Below are 23996 nucleotides of genomic sequence, written 5' to 3' on the forward strand. Positions count from 1 at the left end.
GTCACGGAATGCTCACGGGGAGGCCACGTGAAGGATTCGACGCCGGGGAGGGGCGCCCCTTGAGGGGCGCGGGGAACTGCGCGATCAACCACGACGAACCGCAAGTCGCCGAAGCACGGGAACCCCCCGAGCTCTCAGGCGCAAAAAGGCGGGGCAGAAGGGGCGGCAGCCCCCGGAGGACAGGACGGGTAGGGGCGGCGGGGGCGAAACCTTACGCCCGCCACCCCCACATGGAACCCTGCCCTCCGTACACCCGTCTCGTTCCACGTAACCAACGACAGTTCGCCCCGAGGGACAAGGGGCCACCAGGGGAGGCGCACATGGACCGGCGCACGTTCATAGGCGGCACCACCGCCCTGGCGACGACGGCACTCGCAGCCACGACAACCGCCTGCACAACCGGCAGCGGCACCGCTCAAAGCACGGCCGACGTCACGAACACCTCCCTGCGCACAGCCGCAGGCGCCGGCACCCTCCCCCGCGCCGCCACGAACTGGTCCGCCCTCGCCCGCGACCTCGACGGCCCACTGATCCGCCCCGGCGACAAGGCCTGGTCCACGGCCCGCCTGCTCTACAACACCCGCTTCGACGGCCTGAAGCCCACGGCCGTCGCATACGTCGCCCACGCGGACGACATCCGTACGACGCTGGCCTATGCCAAGGCCCACGACATCAAGGTCTCCATCCGCAACGGCGGCCACTCGTACGCGGGCTGGTCCTCCGGCAACGGCCGCCTGGTCGTCGACGTCTCGAAGCTGAGCAAGGTACGGGCGTCCGCGAACGAGGCCGTGGTCGGCGCCGGCGCGAAACTGATCGACGTCTACCGCGCCCTGGCCGCGAAGGGCGTCACGATCCCGGCGGGCTCCTGCCCGACGGTGGGCGTCTCGGGCCTGACGCTGGGCGGCGGCCACGGCGTCACGTCCCGCGCCTACGGCCTGACCTGCGACAGCCTGACCCAGGCCACCCTGATCACCGCGGACGGCAAGCAACTGATCGCCAACGCGTCCACGAACAAGGATCTCTTCTGGGCCCTGCGCGGCGCGGGCAACGGCAACTTCGGCGTGGTCACGGAACTCCGCTTCAAGACCCACCCGGCCCCGCAGGCCGTCACCGCGTACCTCACCTGGCCCTGGTCCAAGGCCGCCGCCGTCATCAAGGCCTGGCAGGAGTGGGGCCCGACCCAGCCGGACGAGATCTGGTCCGCGTGCAGCATCTCGGCGTCGGCCGGCGCCACCCCGTCGATCTCGGTCGCGGCCTTCTCCCTCGGCACATACGGCGAACTCCAGAACGCGGTGGACCGCCTGGCCGACAAGGTGGGCTCCTCGGCCCGCAGCGTGACGCTGAAGCGCCGCTCGTACGAGTCCGCGATGGAGCTCTACGCGGGCTGCTCGTCCTTCACCGACGACGCCCAGTGCCACCTGCCCGGCTCGACCCCGGGCCGCTCCCCCAAGGGCGCGCTGCGCCGGGAGACGTACACGGCCCGCTCGGACTTCTTCGACCACTCGATCTCATCGGCGGGCATCCAGACGCTCCTGGCCCAGATCTCCTCGGTGAAGGGCGGCGCGGGCAGCATCGCGCTCACGGCCCTCGGCGGCCAGGTGAACCGCGTCTCCCCCACGGCCACGGCCTTCGTCCACCGCCGCTCCCGGATGCTGGCCCAGTACCTCGTCTCCTGGAAGTCCGGTACGTCCGGCGCCACGGCCCAGTCCTGGCTGAACACGGCCCACAAGTCCATGTCCCGCCACGCCTCGGGCGCCGCGTACCAGAACTACACGGACCCCACCCTGACGGACTGGAAGAAGGCGTACTACGGGGACGCGGCTCCCCGCCTGACCAAGCTGAAGAACCAGTACGACCCGACGAGGTTCTTCACGTTCCCACAGGCGCTGTAGGGGCGCCCCGCAAGGGGCGCGGGGAACGGCGCAAGTCTTTATTAGGGGCGCGGGGAACGGCGCGAGTCTTCAGGGGCGCGGGGAACGGCGCGAGTCTTCAGGGGCGCGGGGAACTGCGCGACAAGCCCCCACCCACCCGCACCCGAAGAACAAACCCGGGGGGCCTGGGGGCGCAGCCCCCAGCTTGTGGATGGGACGGGTAAGGGCGGCGGGGGCGAAAGACCCGCCAGAACCCCTACGCCGCCAAATCCCGCTCCTCCGCAGAGGCCCCCTCGACCCGAGCCCCAGGAATCACGGCCCCCCGCCCACCAACCCCGCGCGCCCGGATCAACCACCCCACCCGCGGCGACCGCTCAACCGCTCGCATCACCGGCGTGAGCAGAGCCATGGCCAACGGCGAAAGCAGCAACGCGACAGCGGTCCCGAGCGCGAACCCGCCGATCACATCGGTCGGATAGTGCACACCCATGTAGACCCGGATGAACCCTCCGAGCAGCCCGACCACCAGCCCGGCCAGCCCGAACTTCCGGTTGGCGACGAACAGCCCGACAGCCATCGCCATGATCAGGGTCGCGTGATCACTCACGAACGAGTAGTCGGACTTCCCGGAGACGAGAACCTCCAGCCCGTCATGATCGACAAAGGGCCGGGGCCGCTCGACGAATCCCCGTATCGGCACATTGATCAGAACGGCGATCCCGGCGGCAAGCGGTGCCCACACCAACGCGGCCACGGACGAAGCGGCATCCTCACCGCCCCGCTTCCGCACCCCCCACCAGCACCACACGATCAACAGCACCATGGCGAGGAGCAACCCGTACTCCCCCACGAACTCCATCACCCGGTCGAACCACCCGGGCGCATCCTTGGCCAGGCCATTGATGTCGTACAGCAGCTCGACGTCAGGGTTGGATCCGGATTCAGCGGCGAGTGCGGCATGCGCGGCGAGTCCAGCCATCGTGCTGCGGCCCTTTCGTCATCGTTCCCGCGACCGCACCCGTACGTGCGCCGCGCTGCCACCCCCGTGGTGTGCGACGTAGTCCGCGTGCATCGAACGCGCTACGTCAAATAGGAACGCACACTCCCCTTCAATGCGTTCCACCCTCCACTGAATGATCACTCAGACGTTATCGAAGAGAGACACATCTCCGCAGCTCAGGGCAGGGGTTCACAGAGGATTACGGACCCGTCAGGCGGTCTTGGGCAATGCTTTCGCGCCATCTTCGGTGACCCGGGTGGCCCCGAAGTAGTCGGGGGTGTCAACCGGGTCAAACCGGATGACAGCACCCGTCCGCGGGGCGTCAATCATGTACCCGCCACCCACATAGATCCCCACATGCCGAATGGCACGCGAATTGGTGAGATCGTCGGAGAAGAAGACGAGATCCCCCGGCAGCAGTTCGTCCCGCGACGGGTGGGGCCCGGCGTTGTACTGATCATTGGCGACGCGCGGCAGCGTGATCCCCACGCTTTCGTACGCCGCCTTGGTCAGCCCGGAGCAGTCGAAACGTCCGCCCTGGTCAGCGGTGCCGTTCCCGCCCCACAGATACGGGGTGCCGAGCTTCTTCTGCGCGTAGGAGATCGCCGCGGCGGCCTGCTCGCTCGGATCGACCCGGGTCGTCGGCGCCGCGAAACTCTCCGAGAGAGTCGTGATCGTCTTGACGTAGTTCTGGGTCTCCTTGTACGGCGGAACGCCCCCGTATTTGATGACGGCATATGCCCCCGCGTTGTAGGAGGCCAACATATTCGCCGTCGGATCGCCGGGTACGTCCTTCACGTACGAGGCGAGCTTGCAGTCGTACGAGGCGGCCGACGGAATCGCGTCATTCGGGTCCCAGACGTCACGGTCGCCGTCCCCGTCGCCGTCGAGCCCGTGCGTGGCCCAGGTCCCCGGAATGAACTGAGCGATCCCCTGGGCGGCGGCGGGACTCTGAGCCTTCGGGTTGAACCCGCTCTCCTGGTACAACTGCGCGGCCAGCAAAGCCGGATTGATGGCCTTGCAGAGATTGCCCCACTTCTGCACGAGTGCGGAGTACGCGGCGGGCACGGATCCCTTGGCGAGCCCGACGGATCCCTTGCCGATCCCGGCGGCCAGATTGCCGGCGACCATATAGACCCCGACGACGAGCAGCAGCACGAAGCTGAGCCCGGCACTGGCAGCGGCGATCCCCACGATCCACGCCTTACGCACCGTCAACCGCCCCTCACCGCCAGAGAGTCCGCCGACGGCAAGTGTAGAGGGGTGGCGCTTCGTTAGGAATGATCACTCAGCGGCACCGCAGTCGGCCCACAGCACCTTTCCGCCGTGATAGACCCCCCAGTCGACCATCGCGGAGACCCCCCAGTCCTCGGAACAGGCCCGCACGAGCCCGAGCCCCCGGCCGCACTCGTCGTCGACAGCGGCGGCCTTCCCCCGCTTCCAGGCGTCGGGCACGCTCCACTCCCGGTCCCAGGCCCCGACCCGCAACCGCCCCTCGACGGCGACGACGCGCAGGGCGTACTCGTACCTGGTGTGCAGATGGGCGTTGGTGAGCAACTCGGAGGCCAACAGCTCGGCGGTGGGGGAGAGTTCGGTAAGTCCGTGCGCGGCGAGCACGACACGGAGGGCGGCGCGGCCGACGCCGGGGGAGCGGGGGTCGCGGGGAAGGCGGAGGGTGTAGTTGAGGGAAGGGGATACGTTGGCCATGGAAGTTTCCGATCACGGAGGGGAGTTGGACGGATGCGAGCTGTCTCCAAAAGGTAGCGGCGACCAGTGAATGCGTTAACCGATTCATGGAGATCCTGTTCACTACCACCCGTGTGGGTGATCAGCCACAACAAGGAGGCGGGCAGACCCGTGAGGGCCAATCCGACGGGCAGACAACTCCGCTTCGGCGCCGAGCTGCGCAAACTCCGCGAACGCGCGGGCTTGAGCGCTACGGAGGCCGGTCAACTCCTCGGCATCAAGCAGACGCAGGTCAGCAACATGGAGGCCGGACGCGTCGGGGTAAGCGCCGAGCGGCTGCGCACGCTCGGCTGCCACTACAAGTGCCCGGACAAGGACTTGATCGAGGCGCTGGCGGCCATGACCTCGGATCGCACACGCGGCTGGTGGGAGGAGTATCGCGACCGCCTGCCCGCCGGGCTGCTCAACCTCGCCGAACTGGAGCACCATGCCGTGCACCTGCGCGCCGCAGTCACCGTTCACATCCCCGGGCTGTTGCAGACCATCGACCACGCCCGCGAGTTGTTCCGCCAGGTCGTGCCCGAACTGTCCCCACCCGACATCGAGCACCGCGTGTCGTTCCGCATCAAACGCCAGGACGTGCTCTTCAGAGAGCGCCCGACTCCGTACGCGGCGATCGTTCACGAAGCCGCCCTGCGCATGCAGTTCGGCGGGCCGACCGTGGCCAAGACGCAGCTGCATCATCTGCTGAACATGAGTGAACGGGACAACATCACCTTGAGGGTGCTCCCGTTCGGCGTCGGCTCCTTCCCCGGCGCAGGGCAGTCGATCTTCTACTCCGGCGGACCGGTATCCCAACTCGACGCGGTCCACCTCGACCAGTCCCACGGACCGACGTTCCTCGACGCCGAGGCACAGCTGGACATGTACCGGGTCTTGCTCGACCGTTTGGACGCCTTGGCCCTCAAGCCCGAGCAGTCCCGCGACTTCATCTACAAGCTGATCCACGACCTGTGAAAGGAACGAGATGCCCCAGCACTTCCCCTGGCAGAGGTCATCCTTCTGCGGCTCAGGCGACTCCTGCGTTCACATAGCCCGGACCTGGCAGAAGTCATCCCATTGCAGTGAAGGCGAGGCCTGCGTACACATATCCACCGGCCCCGCCACCATCCACCTCACCGAATCCGCCGACCCCACCCACTCCATACTCACCACCACCCCCTCCACCTTCCGCACCCTCATCCACGCGCTCAAAGAGGAGACCTCCGCCCGTGTCTGACATCCCCCCGGACCTCGACTGGGTCCGCGCCGCGCCCGAGGACGCGACCGGACCCGGCCCCTGGATCGAGCTGGCCTTCGGCGAGGGGAACGGCGAGGACGACCCCGAGGCGCCCGTCTACATCCGCGAGACCAGCGCCCCGGAGAACGTCGTCACGACCAACCGCCGCAAGTGGGACGCGTTCGTACTGGGCGTACAGGCGGGCGAGTTCGACCACTTCGTAGAAGGCGTCGAGGGCTTCGAACCTACGGCGAAGCCGGAGTAGCGCGGAGGAGCAGCCGCCGCCGCTCCCGGTCGAGTTCGGTGACGACGACCCCGAGTTCCTCACCCACCACCGCGACGGGGTCCTGTAGCGGAACGAGCCCCTCGACCCCGTCGACGACCCGCACGAAGTAGCCGAACGGCACCACCTTGGTGACACATCCGCGCAGGGTGTCCCCCGGCGCGGTGCCGTCGGCGAAGGCCTGGAAGGGGTCCGGCGAAGTCGCCCGCAGCGATAGCCGGGCCTCTCCGTTGGTCGTGTCGAAATACAAGTACTCGCAGGTCACGCGCTCCCCGACCCGTACGACGTCCCGGGGGTCGTCGAAGTGCCGCCAGGACAGGTCGGGGTGGGTGATGAACCCGACGCCGGGGTGGATCGGATGGCCGGGTCCGTCGTCCAGCGCGACGAAGACCCCGAACGACTCGATGGACGCGACCGTCCCGGAGAGCACCTCACCGGGACGCAGCCGCTTGAGGAACCCCCAGAGTTCCGCGTGCTCGGTGGCGGCCAGGGACAGCTGGACCCGCTCCTCGTCCAGGTCGACGGCGATCACCTCGGCGGTGATCCGCTGCCCGACCTCCAGCGAGTCGAGGCGGGTTCGGCGCGGCCCCCAGGTCACGTCGAGCGCCCCGACCCACCCGAGCGGGCAGCCGACGGGAGCCCCGTCCAGAGCGACCGTCACTTCCCGAGGCACGCCCCAGGGCGAGAGGACCACCTCGGCGACGGTCCCCCCACAGAGGTCCCCGACCCGAACCCCTTCGACAAATCCCCGGGCACCCTCCACAACCCCCCGCTCACTCACCCTCTCCGCCCCCTGCTCCCGTGTACGCGGCGGTCGTCCGGTCCGCCGCCGCCCGCGCGACCCCCGCCTCCTCGCCGGCGGCAACGGCGGCCTCGTACCACCCCTCGCTGCTCAGCTCCACGAACCGCCGCCCCTCCTCCGACCCGAACCAGGCCATGGCCTCGCCGGGATCGACGGCGGCGCCGGTGGACAGGTGGATCGCGAGCCCCACGAGCCCCATGTCCCAGCCGACCCCGACGGCACCGGGCCCGAACTCGGCCCACTTCGCGTCGTCGACACGGCTGATGTGCTCCAGCTCGAACCGGGCCCCGCCCTCCGCCCCGGCGCCGACCCGGACCTCGATCCAGCTGACGTCATCGCCGTACTCCCAGGTCGCGAGGAACCCGTGGGGCGGATCGCAGCGCTCGATCGTGCCGCCCGCGTGGCCCTCGAGCTGGTAGCGGCCGCCGGTCCGGAGTTCACCGGAGACGGGCAGGAACCAGCGCGGGATGCGCTCGGGATTCGTACAGGCGTCCCAAACATCTTCGACCGTCGAGCCGCCGTACGCCTGACCGAGGCTCACCACCCGGGCCTCACCCGCCTTGAACTCCCGGCGACGCACCCGCCGCCCTACGGCATTGATCTGCCGCGTCACATCGATCACGTCCTCGTGCTCCTCTCACCCATCTCTCACTGTGTGAACCAAGTCATGAATCCAGTCAAGCCACGCCCAGCGGCAGCCCAGCTCACCCCCATCTGCCGGTATGCCGAGCACCCCTTCCAGTAATGCGGAAGTCAGGATTCCGAAACCCCCTTCCTTGACGTGCACCCGCCAGGACATCGTCATTCGCGGACCGCCGCCCGTGTCCACCCACTCACAGGAGGCAGTACGTTGCGTACCGCACCCCTCACGAGCGCCAACTCCCCCTCCACCCGAGGCAGATGGCGCCGCGCGACCCGAACGGCCCTGGCCGTGACGGCCGCGGTCCTGGCAGCCCTGGCGACCACGACCACCCAGGCGACCGCCAAGTCAGCCCCCTCCAAGGTCACTTGGACCCACTCCTGCGCCACGCCCACCAAGAAGGGCGAGATGGCCTGCAACGCGCTCCGCGTCACGGGAGGCATCACGGCCTTCCAGAAGGCGGAGGCGAAGGCCGAGGACATCACCCCCAAGGCCGCGGACGCCACCACCCCCACCGGCTACGGCCCCTCCGACCTCCAGGACGCCTACGGCCTCACCGACGCGGCCGCCTCAGGCGGCTCCGGCGAGACGATCGCGATCGTCGACGCGTACGACGACCCGAACGCCGCGTCCGACCTCGCCGAGTACCGCTCGCAGTACGGCCTGCCGGCCTGCACCACCTCCAACGGCTGCTTCAAGAAGGTCAGCCAGACGGGCTCGACGACCTCACTCCCGTCCGCCGACAGCGGCTGGGCCGGCGAGATCTCCCTCGACCTCGACATGGCGAGCGCGATCTGCCCGAACTGCAACATCCTGCTGGTGGAGGCCAAGTCGGCCTCGATGGCCAACCTGGGCACGGCCGTCAACAAGGCGGTCGCCCTGGGCGCGAAGTTCGTCTCGAACAGCTACGGCGGCTCGGAGTCCTCCTCCGACACGTCGTACGACTCCTCGTACTTCAACCACCCGGGCGTCGCGATCACGGCGAGCGCGGGCGACAGCGGCTACGGCGCGGAGTACCCGGCTGCGTCGAAGTACGTCACAGCGGTGGGCGGAACAGCACTCTCCACCTCCTCGTCCGCCTCCCGCGGCTGGACGGAGAAGGTCTGGTCGACGAACAGCACCGAGGGCACCGGCTCCGGCTGCTCCTCGTACGACACGAAGCCCAGCTGGCAGACCGACACGGGCTGCACGAAGCGCACGATCGCCGACGTCTCGGCAGTGGCCGACCCCGCCACGGGCGTCTCGGTCTACGACACCTACGGCGACGACGGCCAGGGCTGGGCGACCTACGGCGGCACGAGCGCCTCGGCCCCCATCATCGCCGCGGTCTACGCCCTGGCAGGCACCCCGACCTCGACGAAGTACCCGTCCTCGTTCCCCTACGCCGCCACCTCGGCCCTGAACGACGTGACGTCCGGCAGCAACGGCACCTGCTCCACGAGCTACTTCTGCACGGCACGCTCGGGCTATGACGGCCCGACGGGCCTGGGCACCCCGGAGGGCGTGGACGCCTTCACCGGCTGACCGACCGGACATCACCACTCAGCACTCAACGCTCAACACCTAACGTCTAGCGCCTAACGCTCAACGCCCAGCACTCATCGCTTGGCACCCATCGAATGGCACTCAGCACGAAGAACCGCCGGGAGCCCCGATCCATGGGGCTCCCGGCGGCCGTATGCACACCCGGCCGCCTCAGTCGCCGTTCTGCAGCCACATCACCACGTGCGCGGCGATCACGACCGCCGAGGCGACCTTCCCGTACACGGCCGCCAGCACGCACCCGGTCACCCCCATCCCGATCCGCCAGTCCCGCCCCGCCCGCGTCCGGGGAAGCAGCCAGCTGCCGGCCACCATCCCGAAGGCCACGACGTACCCGGCCGCCTTCCACACATCCGGGGCGCTGCCGATGAGCGACCCCACGTAGTCGAAGTACCCGAACACCAGGGCGAGCGGCGTACAGACCACGGGTACCAGCCACCACAGGGCGTCCTGCTGCGAAGCGGCATACGGATACGGATACGGGTTCTGGCTCATGCCCTCATCACACCGCCGAGCCCGCATGGCACGGCAGCGCGCGGCTACTCATCTCCGGCATCCCCGATACTCATCCCATCCGATGAGCTGCTCGGTCCTTAAGGTGTAGCCCATGCCGGACGACTCTCCCCTGATCCAGAGCCTGCGCACGGCAGTTGACGCCGCGCCGGCCGACGTACCTCTGCGACTGCACCTGGCAGAACTCCTCCTGAACGACGGCCGCCCCGACGCGGCCGTCACCGAGGTGGCCGTCGCGCTGCAGCACGCGCCGGGAGACGCACAGGCCCGGGAACTCATGGTCCGCGCGATGGGAGTCCCGCAGCAGACCGCGCCGGGCGCGCCGGAACCGGCGGCCGAGTCGCCCGTCGAGAAGCGGAAGGGCTTCGACTGGCAGGCCGCCGAGGATCAGGTCGGGGACGTCGTACCCCCGAGGTTCGTGGAAACCCCACTCGCGGCGGCCGACGGCACCGGCACCGGCAATGGCAATGGCAATGGCAATGGCAATGGCACCGTACGCCTGGCCGACGTCGGCGGTATGCAGGACGTCAAGGACCGCCTGGAGGCCGCCTTCCTCGCCCCCCTCCGCAACCCCGAACTCCGTCGCCTGTACGGCAAGAGCCTGCGCGGCGGCCTGCTGCTGTACGGTCCGCCCGGCTGCGGCAAGACGTTCATCGCCAGGGCGGTCGCGGGCGAACTCGGCGCGAGCTTTCTGTCCGTGTCGGTCAACGACGTCCTCGACATGTGGATCGGCAACTCCGAACGCAACATGCACCAGGTCTTCGAGACCGCCCGCCGCAACGCCCCCTGCGTGATCTTCCTCGACGAGCTGGACGCACTCGGCGCGAAGCGCAGCCGCACCCTGCACAACGGCATGCGCAACACCGTCAACCAGCTGCTCACCGAGCTGGACGGCATCGACGCCGAGGCCAACGAAGGCGTGTTCGTGCTGGCCGCCACCAACGTGCCCTGGGACGTGGACATCGCCCTGCGCCGCCCCGGCCGCCTGGACCGCACCCTGCTGGTACTGCCGCCCGACGCCCCGGCGCGCGAGGCGATCCTCCGCTACCACCTGCGCGACCGCCCCATCGAGAACGTCGACCTGGGCAGGCTGGCCAAAGCCACCGACGGCCTGTCCGGCGCCGACCTCGCCCATGTGTGCGAGGCGGCGGCCGAGCGGGCACTGCTCGACTCGGCGCGCTCGGGCACCGTACGCATGATCGGCATGAAGGACCTGCTGACCGTCGCGAAGGACGTCGTCCCATCCAGCGAGCCGTGGTTCGCGTCGGCCCGGAACGTGGCGATGTTCGCCAACGAGGGCGGCATGTACGACGACCTGGTCGCCTACCTGAAGAAGAAGCGGAAGCTGTGACGCTGTGACGACTCTGCACCCCGCCATCGAGCGGGCCAACGCGCTCCTCGACCTCGACCGCCGCGACGAGGCCGAAGCCCTGGTGAAGCAGCGGCTCGCCGAGGACCCCGGGGACATCCGCGCCTGGGTCAAACTCGCCCAGTGCCACCTGGTCGAACCCAGAAACCGGGAGGCGGCACTCGACGCGAGCGAGAAGGCGCTGTCACTCGACCCCGAGGACATCGGCGCACTCATCATGCGCTCGGAAGCCGTGTGGGCCGCGGGCGGACGCTGGACAGAGGCGACGGAGCCGCTGCGCGAGGTGGTACGCCTCGCGCCGGAGTACTGGTACGGCTACGCGAAGCTCGCCGAGAAGGTCTTCCACGCCGAGCTGATCCGCGTCGCCCACTCCAACGGCGGAACAGTCCGCGCGCACCAGGCGGACGCCGCCGCCAAGGACGCCGAGAAACTGGCCATGGAGGCACTGCGCCTGGGCCCCGAGGAGGTCTACGCCTACGAGGTGGCCTGGAAGATCGCCTCGATCTCGGGCAACGCAACGGTGGCCGACCAACTGGACGAGGCGATACTCCGCCTGGATCCCCAGCACCAGTACGCCCTGGCCCGCCGGACGGAGAAGGCGGCGACGGCCCCCGGCGTCAAGGCGACGGAGGCGGCGACCCTGTACGCGGACGCACTGGCGACCACCCCGGACTCCGCCCGCATGCGCAACCAGCTCGACGACGCCAGCTACCGCCTCCTACGCGGCATCCGCTGGCTCGCCCTGCTCTGCCTGGCCCTGTCCGGCACCATGCTCGACCTCTTCGCCGTGGAAGGCGAAACCCAGCGCCAGCTGCCGGTCTCCCTGGGCCAACGCCTGTGGACCCTGATCCCCATGACCGCGATCTGGCTGGTCGGCGCCCTACTCCGCTACCGCCGCCTACGCACCGGCATCCAGATCAACCTCCGCTCATTGATCCACCGCCGCCGCTGGCCCCGCATAGTCCTGGCCCAGGCGGCCTGGGCCATGCTCTGCGCCCTCCTGCTCACCCAACTCCCCTGGACCGAACGCACGATCCCCCAGATCCTGTTCTGGGCGGGACTGGCACCGACGGCGGCGACGATCCTCTTCGACCGGAAGAAGAACAGCTAGGAACGGCGGGTACTCTCCGGAAGACATCCGGGATTGACGCCCCGTCAAAAGCGGGGCCGGGCGAGACCGGAGGGGACTAACGACGGAACCACACCACAGGTTCCGCTACAACCTCGTTGCCCGGCGTGACCTGCCGTGATACACAGAGTGACGATACGCCCCTTCGAGTACCTCTCCACATCCCCCGATAGGGTCCCGATCGGGCCGACGGCAAGGGATTCGTACGAAACCCGCCAATCAATGACGCCAAGTCGACATACGACAGCGTCATTGTCAGCGAGAATGGGCCCGACCTCTGCACAACCCCGTGTCAGAGACACTGAAACAGCACAGGCGACTCGACCGGCGGCACCCAGCGGCCCGGCTGACGAGCCAAAGCTTTCGAACTACCCACTAGGGGCGGTGACTTACATGTTCCTTGCGGCCGATAAGGGCGACATCACCACCATCATCGGCGGGATCGCCCCGGACTGGGGCCCCTTCGGCAGCCTCGGCAACGAGGCGCGCGTGATGATCGAGGTCGTGATGGCGGTCGCCATCCTCCTCTGCCTGGGCATCGCGATCTGGGGCGCCGCCAAGCAGCGCATCGGCGCGACGGCCCTGCGCGACACCTTCAGCGCCGAACAGGGCAAGGGCCTGATCATCGCCGGCCTCACCGGCGTCTTCATCATCGGCTCCCTGGGCACACTCTTCACCATCGTGTACGGCATGGCCGTGTAGCCCGGCCGACGGCCCGTCCCGGCCCAGCACGCCCTTCCCCTCGCCCCTCCCCTTCCACCCCATCCGTCCGTCGTGCCCACCGGCTGAGGTTGCGTCTCCCTGATGTCGAGTCACCACACCGCGCCCGCGCGGGAACCAGCGCGGCTACCGTCGTACTGCTACGCGTTTCGGTACGACATCGAAGTTGAAGGGGCGAACGCGGCATGAGTCTCGGTGACGACCACGGCTACGGCGAGTCCTCGCGCGCCGGTGACGACGGTTCGTACGGGGGATACGCGGGCACCGGACAGACCCGCACCCGCCTCCCCGACCGCGGAGGCGACCTCTACGGCGGCGCCCCCCGCCGAGGCCGCTCCTCCTCCAGAAGCCTCGTCACCATCGTCGGCGTGGTCGTCCTCCTCATCGCCGCGATCGCCTTCGCAAACCGCGGCGGAGACGACTCCGACGGTGAGTCCGGCACCGCCGGCGACAAGGCGGAGAGCGCACCGACGGCGGCTTCGGGGGAGCGGCCGGTGAACACGAAGACAGCGGGCATCCCCACGGGGTACGCGCACAGCGAGCAGGGGGCGGAGAGCGCGGCGGCCAACTACGGGATGGCGCTCGGCTCGGCCGACATGTTCAACACGGACCGGCGGCACGACATCGTCAACACCGTCTACGCCCCCGATGTCGCGGCCGCCCGGCAGGGTGACCTGGACAAGGCGTACGCCAGCGAGGAGTTTTTGACCAACATCGGCCTGGACAAGAACGGCGCCGCGCCGAGCGGTCAGACCTTCGTCTCCCGCATCATCCCAGTGGGCACCAAGGTCACGTCCTCCAGCAACAACAGCGCCAAGGTAGCGCTCTGGTACACGTCACTCTTCGGACTGTCAGGCGAAGGTTCGACGAATCCGGTGACCGAAAGCTGGTTCACCACGACGTACGAGCTGAAGTGGGTCGGCGGGGACTGGAAGGTCACCGACTTCACGCAGAAGGACGGCCCTGTCCCCGTCGGACGCGACCAGACGGCATCCACCGCCGAGGACATGACCAAGGCAGTCGAGGAGTACGGAGGGTTCACGTATGCCCGTTAAGCATCGCGTGCTCAAGATCGCCACCGCTGTCACAGCCGTTCAGGCCACCACGGTGCTCTTGGCCACCCGCGCCTTCGCCGCCCCCACCCCGACGCCCTCACCTTCGCCCTCCTCTTCGGCGAGCAATGACCCGTGTGACCTCATCCGGGGCCCCGCCAAGGACTACTGCGAACGCGGCGCCGGCGAAAAATCCGGCTCCACCACAACCCCCGACGCAACCACCACCCTCGACCCCCTCTCCTCCCTCGCCCAAGGCTGCGCAGACGCCGCCTCCTGGACCGTCGACAAACTCTCCGCCGCGGTCAAGGAAACCGCGAACGTCGACTTCACGAACCCCAAGTTCCTCCAGCAGTACGCCGTCGTGTTCGCCGCCTCGACCATCCTCACCCTCGTCCTGTGGCTCCTGGCCGTCGCCAAGCGAGCCGTACGCGGCGTCCCCCTCACCACGGCCCTCTCCGAAGCCGTCGGCTTCCTCTGGCTCACCGTCCTGGCCTCCGCCTTCACCCCCCTGATCCTCTACACGATCGTCTCGGCCACCGACGGCGTCACCGAAGTCCTCGCCAAGGCCACCGGCGACCAGACGGACACCTTCTTCGGCAACTTCTCCGAAGCCCTCAAGAAGGGAGACGACATCGGCGGCGGGCCCATCATGCTCATCGTCGTCTCGCTCGTCTCGATCCTCGCCGCCGGCGTCCTCTGGCTGGAGCTCGTCATCCGCGCCGCCCTGCTCTACGTCGGCGCCCTCCTCGGCACGGTCGTCTACGCCGGCCTCGTCGACAAGAACCTCTGGGGCCACGTCCGCCGCTGGGCCGGCATCATGATCGCGGTCATCCTCATCAAGCCGGTGATCGTGATAGTCCTCGGCCTCGCGGGCGCGCTCTCCGCCGACGACGGGCCGAACGCCTTCTCCGCCGTCGTCTCCGGCCTCGCCATCATCCTGCTCGCCATCTTCGCCTCAGCGATGATCTACCGCTTCGTCCCGGGCTTCGGCGACGAGATCGCGAACTCCCGCAACAACCGCCTCATGAGCGGCGCCGAGAGCAAGGCCGCGGCCGTCATCAGCTCCCCCGCCACCCTCGTCGCCCAGGGCATCAAGACCCACAGCTCCCGGGCCGACAACCAAGGCGGCGGCCAGAGCAGCACACCCCGCCCCGCGAACCCCGCCTCCGGCGGCGTCGCCGCCCACAGCAGCCGCACCCCCAACGGCGGCGGAAGCGCAGCCGCACCCCCGCCCCGCTCCAGCCCGGTCAACACCCCCCACGCCAGCAACGCCCGCAACAACCGCACGGGAGGTGAAGGGCGTTGACGACCGAGTCCCACCTGTCCCATCCGGTCACGCCCCGCCGTACGTATCTCATCGGCCGCGCCCGGCCGAACGCGATCATCGGCCGGAACCGCGAGTCCGGCGAGATCGCGCTGATCATCGCGGGCGCGTTCCTCGGCATGATGTGCGGCCTCCTCGTCCCGGTGCTCGTGCCCCGCATCGCCCTGCTCACGGGCTTCCCGATGCTGGCGCTGGCCGCCGTGTACGTGCCGTACAAGCGGCGGACGTTCTACAAGTGGTTCGAGATCAACCGCAGCTACAAGCGCTCCCTCAAGCGCGGCACGGCCTACCGCTCGGCCGTCATGGAGGCCGGCACGCGCCTCGACGGCCGGGAGGTCGAGATCGGCCCGCCCCCGGGCATCGGCCGTATCACCTGGCTCGCCGCGCCCTTCGGACCGGACGAGATCGCCGTCCTCCTGCACGCCGACCGCAGAACCGTCACCGCCGCCATCGAGATCGAGGGCCCGGGCGTCGGCCTGCGCGACTCCGAGGACCAGGAAGCCCTCGTCGACCGCTTCGGCACCCTCCTCAAGCACGTGGCCAACGGCGACGGCTTCGTCACCCGCCTGCAGATCCTCGCCCGCACGCTGCCCGCCGACCCGGACGCCCACGCCAAGGACGTCGCCCAGCGCGGCGACGAGAAGGCGCCGGCCTGGCTCATGCAGTCGTACGACCAGCTGCAGTCCATGGTGTCCACGAGCAGCGAGCAGCACCGCGCGTACCTCGTCGCCTGCATGCACTACAACCGCGAGCTGGCCGCCGAGGCCCACGCCATGGCCCGCGCCGCCCGCCCGCAGCAGGGCCGCAAGCTCGACAAGGACGCGGGCCTCGCCGTCGTCATGGCCCGCGAGCTGACGGACATCTGCTCGCGCCTCCAGGAGGCCGACATCCGCGTACGACAGCCCCTCGGCCAGGGCCGTCTCGCCTCCCTCATCCACTCCATGTACGACCCGGACCACCCCATCGACCACATCCAGGCCATGACCAGGCGCAACGCCTGGCCCGCCGAGCTGGACGCGATGGAGCCGGACTACCTCCAGGCCAAGACCCGCGAGTCCTCCACCCGCGCCCCCTGGTGCCACGCCACGGCCTGGGTGAAGGAGTGGCCGATGACCCCGGTCGGCGTGAACTTCCTCGCGCCTCTCCTCGTCCACACCCCGGACGTCATCCGCACGGTCGCCGTGACGATGGACCTCGAACCCACCGAGGTCGCCATCGAACGCATGCTGACGGAGAAGACCAACGACGAGGCGGAAGCGAGCCGCGCCGCCAAGATGAACCGCACCGTCGACCCCCGCGACGTCGCCTCGCACTCCCGCCTCGACCAGCGCGGCGAGGACCTGGCGAGCGGCGCGGCCGGCGTCAACCTGGTCGGCTACATCACGGTCTCCTCCCGCTCCCCGGAGGCACTGGCGCGCGACAAGCGGACGATAAGGGCCTCGGCCGGAAAGTCGTATCTGAAACTGGAGTGGTGCGACCGCGAACACCACCGCGCCTTCGTGAACACGCTCCCGTTCGCCACCGGCATTCGACGGTAAGGGCTGCCGCATGCGCGATCCCCTGTCCGTTCTCACGGACGCCTTCACGTCCTTCCTCTTCGGGAAGGTCGAGACGACGCGCCTCCCGGTGCGTACGTCGACGGGCCAGGCCCAGGCGGTCTACCTCCCGACCGCCGCCCCGGGCCTCGGCGACTCCGGCGTGATCATCGGCCGCGAGGTCTACTCCGGCAAGGGCTACATCTACGACCCCTTCCAGCTCTACGGCCAACAGCTCCCGGCCCCGCACTGGCTCGTCCTCGGCGAGTCCGGCAACGGCAAGTCGGCGCTGGAGAAGACGTACGTCCTACGGCAGTTGCGCTTCCGCGACCGCCAGGTCGTCGTCCTCGACGCCCAGGGCGAGGACGGCGTCGGCGAATGGAACCTCATCGCGCAGGAGCTGGGAATAACTCCCATCCGCCTGGACCCGACGGCCGCCCTGGACCACGGCATCCGGCTGAACCCCCTCGACCCCTCGATCACGACGACGGGCCAGCTCGCGCTGCTCCGCACGATCATCGAGGTGGCGATGGGCCACGGCCTGGACGAACGCTCCGGCTTCGCCCTCAAGGTCGCACACGCGTACGTCAACGAGACGATCGTCGAGCGCCAACCGGTCCTCACCGACATCGTCGAGCAGCTCCGCCACCCCGAGCCGGAGTCCGCCGAGGCGATGAACGTCGCCCTGGACGACGTACGCGCCTGGGGCCTGGACGTGGCCCTGGTCCTGGACCGCCTGGTCGACGGCGACCTCAGGGGCATGTTCGACGGCCCCACGACGGTCGGCATCGACCTGGACGCCCCCCTCATCGTCTTCGACCTCTCCCACATCGACCGCAACTCCATCGCCATGCCCATCCTCATGGCGATCGTCGGCGTCTGGCTGGAGCACACCTGGATCCGCCCCGACCGGAAGAAGCGCATCTTCCTGGTCGAGGAGGCCTGGCACATCATCAACAGCCCGTTCGTGGCCCAGCTCTTCCAGCGCCTGCTGAAGTTCGGCCGCCGCCTCGGCCTGTCCTTCGTCGCGGTCGTCCACCACCTCTCCGACGTCGTCGACGGGGCAGCCGCGAAGGAGGCGGCCGCCATCCTCAAAATGGCGTCCACGCGAACGATCTACGCCCAGAAGGCGGACGAGGCCCGTGCGACCGGCCGCGTCCTGGGCCTCCCCCGCTGGGCCGTGGAGATCATCCCGACCCTCACCCCCGGCATCGCGGTCTGGGACGTCAACGGCAACGTCCAGGTGGTCAAACACCTGATCACGGAGACCGAACGCCCCCTGGTCTTCACCGACCGCGCGATGACGGAGTCCTCCATCGACCACGCCGACCAGCTCGCAGCCGACGACGCGCTGCACGCCGCCGAACTGGAGGCCGAGCAACGAGCGGCGGCCTTCGTCGAAGAGCACCTCAGCGAGGTCGAGGGGTACGGCTCCTCCGAATCAACAGTGGCCTGAGAGCAGACAGCGGACAGCGGACGCGAGAACGGCGAGGCAGGATTCGCGACATGAGACCGGACGAACGACGCCCGCAGCAGGCCGGCGGCATCCCCGACGGCCTGCTGATCGGCCTGCTCGCCCTCCTGCTGGGCCTCACCCTGCTGGTCTGGACGGCCACGGGCCTCGCGGCCCTGTTCACCCACGGCTCATGGCCCGACGGCGTCACCTTCACCCGCACCCCCCTGGCCCTCGGCAGCCTCATCTCCGACCCCCAGGACCTCCGCTCGGCCTGGCCCGACACACCCCCGGGCCAGCTCTCGGGCTACGGCCTCTTCTGGGGCCTCGTCATCAGCCAACTGATGATCGTGATCGTCCTGACGGTCTTCACCGTGGGCACACTGGCCCGCTGGAAGGCAGTACGCGCGAAAAACAGGACGAGACCCTACGAGGAGGCCGCCACCCCTCCCCCGACAAAGCCCGAGCCGATGATCCCCCAGGAGCCGACTCCACCCCAGGTCATCGCCCCCGCCACCTCTCCGGTCCCGGCCCCTCGCCCCGAACCGACAGACTTCCCGGCCACGGCCCCTCCGCCCAGCCGGTCGACCACCCCGCTGATCCTCGGCCCCGCCGAATCCCGCCGCTTCGCAGCCACCCAGGCCGTACGCGACGCCGAGGGCGCGGCCCTGATCGTCACCTCCGACCCCACGCTCTGGTCGGAGACGAAGGACGCCCGCGCGAAACTGGGCCCGGTCCTGCTCTACGACCCCTCACACCTCTGCGACACCCCGGCCCGCCTGCACTGGGCCCCCACCACCGGCTGCGAGGACAAGCTGACGGCGGTCGCCAGGGCGGCGGCCCTCCTCGCCCCGATCCGCCCCACGGCGAAGATCGACCAGGCAGTGGCGGACGCGGCCGAAACGCTCCTCCGGAGCTACCTCCACGCCGCGGCCATAGACGGCCGCACCATCCGCCACCTCCACCGCTGGGCCCAGGGCACCCACGTCCAAGACGCCGTACGCACGCTCCGCACTCACCCCAAGGCGGCCCCGGGCTCCGCCGGCGAACTGGAATCGGCTCTCACGTCCCACCCCGAACGCCGGGACATCGCCCAGGAACTGACAGCACGGGCCCTGTCCGCCCTGTCCACGGTCAACGTCCGCGAGTCCTGCACTCCCAACCGAGCGGACTCCCTCGCCTTGGATTCCTTTGTCCACGAGGGAGGAACGCTTTATGTGGTCGGCGACCCCATCGAGGACCCGAAGACGAACCCTTCGGCGATGCCGCTTCTGACGGCCCTCGCCTCAAGCGTGGTCGAGCGTGGCCGGCGCATGGCCGAACGGTCATCCTCCGGCCGCCTCGACCCACCACTCACCCTGATCCTGGACGATGTGGCAGCCGTGGCCCCGCTCCCCCAGCTCCCGGCCCTCCTGACGACCGGCGTGGACCAGGGCCTGCCCACCCTGGCCCTCCTGCGCTCCCGCGAACAGGCCCGATCCCGCTGGCCGCACGACGAACTCCCGGTGTAGCGAGCTCCTGGCAGGGCCTCGGCCGGTCTCAGCTCCGCTCCAGCACGAACTCCAGCTCGGCCTCCCCGGGAGCCTGCGGCAGTGGCACGACCACCCCGCTCGGCACGAACCCCACCTTGCGATAGAAGCCCTGCGCCCTCGGGTTGTCCTGGTGCACGATGAGGCGAATTCGCTCCGCGCCCTGCCCCCAGGCCCACTCCACAGAGGCGTCGAACAGCTCCTTCGCCACCCCGCTCCCCCGCGCCTCGGGCCGCACGAACACCCCGACGAGATGCCCCTGCCGCCGCTCCACGGGAAAGCCGGCCCAGTCCGAGGTCCCGGCTTCCTCCAGCAGTACGGTCACGGAGCCGACCCAGGTCCCGTCGGCCCTCTCTGCGACGAACTGCTGCACTCCACTCGTAGCCCCCTCGGCAGCCCGAGCAGCCCTCTCCTCCCAGAAGGAGTCGGGTTGGCTCACGGCATTGTCGTAGGTCTCCAGAAAGGCGATGGGAGCCACGGGATCCTGCAGGGCGGCCAACCGCAGCTCTTTCACCGCGGGCCACTCGTCAGCGCGTAGGGACCGGACTGTGTAGATATCGGAAGTCGTGTCATTCATGACGCGAGAGTAGACACCAAACGCAGAAAACCCCCGCCGGTTTCCCGGCAGGGGTTCTCTCGCAATATTTGTTCGGCGGCGTCCTACTCTCCCACAGGGTCCCCCCTGCAGTACCATCGGCGCTGTAAGGCTTAGCTTCCGGGTTCGGAATGTAACCGGGCGTTTCCCTCACGCTATGACCACCGAAACACTATGAAACACTCAACCGCACCACACCGTGACCATGGCATGGGGTTGTTCGTGGTTTCAGAACCAACACAGTGGACGCGAGCAACTGAGGACAAGCCCTCGGCCTATTAGTACCAGTCAACTCCACCCATTACTGGGCTTCCATATCTGGCCTATCAACCCAGTCGTCTACTGGGAGCCTTACCCCATCAAGTGGGTGGGAATACTCATCTCGAAGCAGGCTTCCCGCTTAGATGCTTTCAGCGGTTATCCCTCCCGAACGTAGCCAACCAGCCATGCCCTTGGCAGAACAACTGGCACACCAGAGGTTCGTCCGTCCCGGTCCTCTCGTACTAGGGACAGCCCTTCTCAATATTCCTGCGCGCGCAGCGGATAGGGACCGAACTGTCTCACGACGTTCTAAACCCAGCTCGCGTACCGCTTTAATGGGCGAACAGCCCAACCCTTGGGACCGACTCCAGCCCCAGGATGCGACGAGCCGACATCGAGGTGCCAAACCATCCCGTCGATATGGACTCTTGGGGAAGATCAGCCTGTTATCCCCGGGGTACCTTTTATCCGTTGAGCGACGGCGCTTCCACAAGCCACCGCCGGATCACTAGTCCCGACTTTCGTCCCTGCTCGACCCGTCGGTCTCACAGTCAAGCTCCCTTGTGCACTTACACTCACCACCTGATTGCCAACCAGGCTGAGGGAACCTTTGGGCGCCTCCGTTACCCTTTGGGAGGCAACCGCCCCAGTTAAACTACCCATCAGACACTGTCCCCGATCCGGATCACGGACCCGGGTTAGACATCCAGCACGACCAGACTGGTATTTCAACGACGACTCCACCTGAACTGGCGTCCAAGCTTCACAGTCTCCCAGCTATCCTACACAAGCCGAACCGAACACCAATATCAAACTGTAGTAAAGGTCCCGGGGTCTTTCCGTCCTGCTGCGCGAAACGAGCATCTTTACTCGTAGTGCAATTTCACCGGGCCTATGGTTGAGACAGTCGAGAAGTCGTTACGCCATTCGTGCAGGTCGGAACTTACCCGACAAGGAATTTCGCTACCTTAGGATGGTTATAGTTACCACCGCCGTTTACTGGCGCTTAAGTTCTCAGCTTCGCCACACCGAAATGTGACTAACCGGTCCCCTTAACGTTCCAGCACCGGGCAGGCGTCAGTCCGTATACATCGCCTTACGGCTTCGCACGGACCTGTGTTTTTAGTAAACAGTCGCTTCTCGCTGGTCTCTGCGGCCACCCCCAGCTCGAGGAGCAAGTCCTCTCACCAGTGATGGCCCCCCTTCTCCCGAAGTTACGGGGGCATTTTGCCGAGTTCCTTAACCATAGTTCACCCGAACGCCTCGGTATTCTCTACCAGACCACCTGAGTCGGTTTAGGGTACGGGCCGCCATGAAACTCGCTAGAGGCTTTTCTCGACAGCATAGGATCATCCACTTCACCACAATCGGCTCGGCATCAGGTCTCAGACTACGTGTCAGGCGGATTTGCCTACCTGACGTCCTACACCCTTACCCCGGGACAACCACCGCCCGGGATGGACTACCTTCCTGCGTCACCCCATCACTCACCTACTGCAAGTCTGGTCCGTCGGCTCCACCACTCCCCTTTGCCCGAAGGCTCCAGGGCGGCTTCACGGACTTAGCATCGCCTGGTTCAATGTTTGACGCTTCACAGCGGGTACCGGAATATCAACCGGTTATCCATCGACTACGCCTGTCGGCCTCGCCTTAGGTCCCGACTTACCCTGGGCAGATCAGCTTGACCCAGGAACCCTTGGTCAATCGGCGCAAACGTTTCTCACGTTTGTATCGCTACTCATGCCTGCATTCTCACTCGTGAACCGTCCACAACTCGCTTCCGCGGCTGCTTCACCCGGCACACGACGCTCCCCTACCCATCCCAGCGGGCGTTGGCCCTCATGCTGGAATGACACGACTTCGGCGGTACGCTTGAGCCCCGCTACATTGTCGGCGCGGAATCACTAGACCAGTGAGCTATTACGCACTCTTTCAAGGGTGGCTGCTTCTAAGCCAACCTCCTGGTTGTCTCTGCGACTCCACATCCTTTCCCACTTAGCGTACGCTTAGGGGCCTTAGTCGATGCTCTGGGCTGTTTCCCTCTCGACCATGGAGCTTATCCCCCACAGTCTCACTGCCGTGCTCTCACTTACCGGCATTCGGAGTTTGGCTAAGGTCAGTAACCCGGTAGGGCCCATCGCCTATCCAGTGCTCTACCTCCGGCAAGAAACACACGACGCTGCACCTAAATGCATTTCGGGGAGAACCAGCTATCACGGAGTTTGATTGGCCTTTCACCCCTAACCACAGGTCATCCCCCAGGTTTTCAACCCTGGTGGGTTCGGTCCTCCACGAAGTCTTACCTCCGCTTCAACCTGCCCATGGCTAGATCACTCCGCTTCGGGTCTTGAGCGTGCTACTGAAACGCCCTGTTCGGACTCGCTTTCGCTACGGCTACCCCACCCGGGTTAACCTCGCAACACACCGCAAACTCGCAGGCTCATTCTTCAAAAGGCACGCAGTCACGACGCACCGAGTAAACTCGATGCGCGACGCTCCCACGGCTTGTAGGCACACGGTTTCAGGTACTATTTCACTCCGCTCCCGCGGTACTTTTCACCATTCCCTCACGGTACTATCCGCTATCGGTCACCAGGGAATATTTAGGCTTAGCGGGTGGTCCCGCCAGATTCACACGGGATTTCTCGGGCCCCGTGCTACTTGGGTGTTTCTCAAACGAGCCGCTGATGTTTCGACTACGGGGGTCTTACCCTCTACGCCGGACCTTTCGCATGTCCTTCGCCTACATCAACGGTTTCTGACTCGTCTCACAGCCGGCAGACTGTGACAGAGAAATCCCACAACCCCGCATACGCAACCCCTGCCGGGTCTCACACGTATACGGTTTGGCCTCATCCAGTTTCGCTCGCCACTACTCCCGGAATCACGGTTGTTTTCTCTTCCTGCGGGTACTGAGATGTTTCACTTCCCCGCGTTCCCTCCACTTGCCCTATGTGTTCAGGCAAGGGTGACAGCCCATGACGACTGCCGGGTTTCCCCATTCGGACACCCCCGGATCAAAGCCTGGTTGACGACTCCCCGGGGCCTATCGTGGCCTCCCACGTCCTTCATCGGTTCCTGGTGCCAAGGCATCCACCGTGCGCCCTTAAAAACTTGGCCACAGATGCTCGCGTCCACTGTGCAGTTCTCAAACAACGACCAACCACCCATCACCCCGGACCAGCAGATCCGAGTGCACTGGGGTCGGCACTGAAGGCAGCCGTAACCGGCCGTGCCCTCAGACACCCAACAGCGTGCCCGACCGGACTCCGTCCGAAGATCATGCTTTCCACGCTCTGACGAGCAGTACTCACAGCCTCCGACCCGGAAACCCAGCCGAATAATCAACGTTCCACCCATGAGCAACCAGCACCGGACGTTCGCCGGTGTACTGGCCTCTGACCGTGTCC

The 23996-nt window shown here is 67.4% G+C and carries 20 protein-coding genes and 2 rRNA genes; 13 read left to right on the top strand and 9 right to left on the bottom strand.

All coding sequences use genetic code 11. The features are described 5' to 3' along the window. The first annotated feature begins 320 nt into the window (after positions 1-320). Positions 321-1892 (top strand): FAD-binding oxidoreductase, encoded by a 1572-nt coding sequence (locus SGFS_RS27855; RefSeq protein ID WP_286254334.1) that lies wholly within the window; start codon positions 321-323, stop codon positions 1890-1892. A gap of 235 nt (positions 1893-2127) precedes the next feature. Here SGFS_RS27855 and SGFS_RS27860 read toward each other — a convergent pair whose 3' ends face one another. From SGFS_RS27860 to SGFS_RS27870, 3 genes are all read right to left on the bottom strand, one after another. Beyond that, entirely contained in the window at positions 2128-2850 is a 723-nt protein-coding gene (locus tag SGFS_RS27860) for a phosphatase PAP2 family protein (protein WP_286254336.1), read from the bottom strand. A gap of 231 nt (positions 2851-3081) precedes the next feature. Beyond that, entirely contained in the window at positions 3082-4089 is a 1008-nt protein-coding gene (locus tag SGFS_RS27865; protein WP_286254338.1) for a C40 family peptidase, read from the bottom strand. Positions 4090-4155: 66 nt separating this feature from the next. Next, positions 4156-4578, bottom strand: a complete 423-nt coding sequence (locus SGFS_RS27870) for an ATP-binding protein (RefSeq protein ID WP_286254339.1) — start codon at positions 4576-4578, stop codon at positions 4156-4158. Between the two features lie 150 nt (positions 4579-4728). On the opposite strand from SGFS_RS27870, the gene SGFS_RS27875 reads away from it, so the two are divergent. Genes SGFS_RS27875 through SGFS_RS27885 form a run of 3 tightly spaced genes read left to right on the top strand, consistent with a single transcriptional unit; the run spans position 4729 to position 6101 of the window. After that, the gene (locus SGFS_RS27875; RefSeq protein WP_286254340.1) at positions 4729-5574 is read left to right on the top strand and encodes a helix-turn-helix domain-containing protein; all 846 of its coding nucleotides are present in this window, start codon (positions 4729-4731) and stop codon (positions 5572-5574) included. A gap of 10 nt (positions 5575-5584) precedes the next feature. After that, positions 5585-5836, top strand: coding sequence for a DUF397 domain-containing protein (locus SGFS_RS27880; RefSeq protein WP_286254341.1), 252 nt, complete (start codon positions 5585-5587; stop codon positions 5834-5836). Then, positions 5829-6101 (top strand): DUF397 domain-containing protein, encoded by a 273-nt coding sequence (locus tag SGFS_RS27885; RefSeq protein ID WP_286254342.1) that lies wholly within the window; start codon positions 5829-5831, stop codon positions 6099-6101. Before SGFS_RS27880 ends, SGFS_RS27885 begins: the two co-directional genes overlap by 8 nt. Here the strand turns inward: SGFS_RS27885 and SGFS_RS27890 are convergent. Together SGFS_RS27890 and SGFS_RS27895 are read right to left on the bottom strand one after the other, a co-directional pair. After that, entirely contained in the window at positions 6082-6780 is a 699-nt protein-coding gene (locus tag SGFS_RS27890; RefSeq protein ID WP_286254343.1) for a S1 RNA-binding domain-containing protein, read from the bottom strand. The genes SGFS_RS27885 and SGFS_RS27890 overlap by 20 nt on opposite strands. Positions 6781-6892: 112 nt before the next feature. Next, positions 6893-7543, bottom strand: coding sequence for an SRPBCC family protein (locus SGFS_RS27895; RefSeq protein ID WP_286254345.1), 651 nt, complete (start codon positions 7541-7543; stop codon positions 6893-6895). A 228-nt stretch (positions 7544-7771) separates the two neighbouring features. Here SGFS_RS27895 and SGFS_RS27900 point away from each other — a divergent pair, with 228 nt between their 5' ends. Beyond that, positions 7772-9085, top strand: a complete 1314-nt coding sequence (locus SGFS_RS27900) for a S53 family peptidase (protein ID WP_286254347.1) — start codon at positions 7772-7774, stop codon at positions 9083-9085. 171 nt (positions 9086-9256) lie between these two features. Here SGFS_RS27900 and SGFS_RS27905 read toward each other — a convergent pair whose 3' ends face one another. Further along, entirely contained in the window at positions 9257-9598 is a 342-nt protein-coding gene (locus SGFS_RS27905) for a hypothetical protein (RefSeq protein WP_286254349.1), read from the bottom strand. A gap of 112 nt (positions 9599-9710) precedes the next feature. Here SGFS_RS27905 and SGFS_RS27910 point away from each other — a divergent pair, with 112 nt between their 5' ends. From SGFS_RS27910 to SGFS_RS27945, 8 genes are all read left to right on the top strand, one after another. After that, positions 9711-10967 carry an ATP-binding protein gene (locus SGFS_RS27910; protein WP_286254351.1) on the top strand — a complete coding sequence of 419 codons (1257 nt, stop codon included), beginning with the start codon at positions 9711-9713 and terminating at the stop codon, positions 10965-10967. 4 nt (positions 10968-10971) lie between these two features. Continuing rightward, a complete protein-coding gene (locus tag SGFS_RS27915) occupies positions 10972-12096 on the top strand; it encodes a tetratricopeptide repeat protein (RefSeq protein WP_350284018.1) in 1125 nt (374 codons plus the stop codon). A 411-nt stretch (positions 12097-12507) separates the two neighbouring features. Then, complete coding sequence (locus SGFS_RS27920; protein WP_286260093.1) at positions 12508-12816, top strand: hypothetical protein; 309 nt, start codon at positions 12508-12510, stop codon at positions 12814-12816. Between the two features lie 203 nt (positions 12817-13019). Next, positions 13020-13889 (top strand): hypothetical protein, encoded by an 870-nt coding sequence (locus SGFS_RS27925; RefSeq protein WP_286254353.1) that lies wholly within the window; start codon positions 13020-13022, stop codon positions 13887-13889. Beyond that, complete coding sequence (locus SGFS_RS27930) at positions 13879-15195, top strand: hypothetical protein (protein ID WP_286254355.1); 1317 nt, start codon at positions 13879-13881, stop codon at positions 15193-15195. Before SGFS_RS27925 ends, SGFS_RS27930 begins: the two co-directional genes overlap by 11 nt. Further along, positions 15192-16751 carry an SCO6880 family protein gene (locus SGFS_RS27935; protein ID WP_286254357.1) on the top strand — a complete coding sequence of 520 codons (1560 nt, stop codon included), beginning with the start codon at positions 15192-15194 and terminating at the stop codon, positions 16749-16751. Before SGFS_RS27930 ends, SGFS_RS27935 begins: the two co-directional genes overlap by 4 nt. A 10-nt stretch (positions 16752-16761) precedes the next feature. Then, on the top strand, positions 16762-18204 hold the full coding sequence (locus tag SGFS_RS27940) for an ATP-binding protein (RefSeq protein WP_286254360.1): 1443 nt from the start codon (positions 16762-16764) through the stop codon (positions 18202-18204). 50 nt (positions 18205-18254) lie between these two features. Further along, a complete protein-coding gene (locus tag SGFS_RS27945) occupies positions 18255-19712 on the top strand; it encodes a type IV secretory system conjugative DNA transfer family protein (protein ID WP_286254361.1) in 1458 nt (485 codons plus the stop codon). Between the two features lie 28 nt (positions 19713-19740). Here the strand turns inward: SGFS_RS27945 and SGFS_RS27950 are convergent, their stop codons facing one another. From SGFS_RS27950 to SGFS_RS27960, 3 genes are all read right to left on the bottom strand, one after another. Continuing rightward, a complete protein-coding gene (locus SGFS_RS27950) occupies positions 19741-20307 on the bottom strand; it encodes a GNAT family N-acetyltransferase (RefSeq protein ID WP_286254364.1) in 567 nt (188 codons plus the stop codon). Positions 20308-20377: 70 nt separating this feature from the next. Further along, positions 20378-20494 (bottom strand): 5S ribosomal RNA (gene rrf / locus SGFS_RS27955). Between the two features lie 89 nt (positions 20495-20583). Beyond that, positions 20584-23706 (bottom strand): 23S ribosomal RNA (locus SGFS_RS27960). Positions 23707-23996 lie beyond the last annotated feature (290 nt).

Source organism: Streptomyces graminofaciens, from assembly GCF_030294945.1.
GTDB classification, from domain to species: domain Bacteria; phylum Actinomycetota; class Actinomycetes; order Streptomycetales; family Streptomycetaceae; genus Streptomyces; species Streptomyces graminofaciens.

Excerpts from the sequence above, each read along its gene's own strand:
- SGFS_RS27855 (WP_286254334.1), top strand. The coding sequence starts at position 321 with ATGGACCGGCGCACGTTCATAGGCGGCACCACCGCCCTGGCGACGACG.
- SGFS_RS27860 (WP_286254336.1), bottom strand. The coding sequence starts at position 2,850 with ATGGCTGGACTCGCCGCGCATGCCGCACTCGCCGCTGAATCCGGATCC.
- SGFS_RS27870 (WP_286254339.1), bottom strand. The coding sequence starts at position 4,578 with ATGGCCAACGTATCCCCTTCCCTCAACTACACCCTCCGCCTTCCCCGC.
- SGFS_RS27880 (WP_286254341.1), top strand. The coding sequence starts at position 5,585 with ATGCCCCAGCACTTCCCCTGGCAGAGGTCATCCTTCTGCGGCTCAGGC.
- SGFS_RS27905 (WP_286254349.1), bottom strand. The coding sequence starts at position 9,598 with ATGAGCCAGAACCCGTATCCGTATCCGTATGCCGCTTCGCAGCAGGAC.
- SGFS_RS27910 (WP_286254351.1), top strand. The coding sequence starts at position 9,711 with ATGCCGGACGACTCTCCCCTGATCCAGAGCCTGCGCACGGCAGTTGAC.
- SGFS_RS27920 (WP_286260093.1), top strand. The coding sequence starts at position 12,508 with ATGTTCCTTGCGGCCGATAAGGGCGACATCACCACCATCATCGGCGGG.
- SGFS_RS27925 (WP_286254353.1), top strand. The coding sequence starts at position 13,020 with ATGAGTCTCGGTGACGACCACGGCTACGGCGAGTCCTCGCGCGCCGGT.
- SGFS_RS27930 (WP_286254355.1), top strand. The coding sequence starts at position 13,879 with ATGCCCGTTAAGCATCGCGTGCTCAAGATCGCCACCGCTGTCACAGCC.
- SGFS_RS27940 (WP_286254360.1), top strand. The coding sequence starts at position 16,762 with ATGCGCGATCCCCTGTCCGTTCTCACGGACGCCTTCACGTCCTTCCTC.
- SGFS_RS27945 (WP_286254361.1), top strand. The coding sequence starts at position 18,255 with ATGAGACCGGACGAACGACGCCCGCAGCAGGCCGGCGGCATCCCCGAC.
- SGFS_RS27950 (WP_286254364.1), bottom strand. The coding sequence starts at position 20,307 with ATGAATGACACGACTTCCGATATCTACACAGTCCGGTCCCTACGCGCT.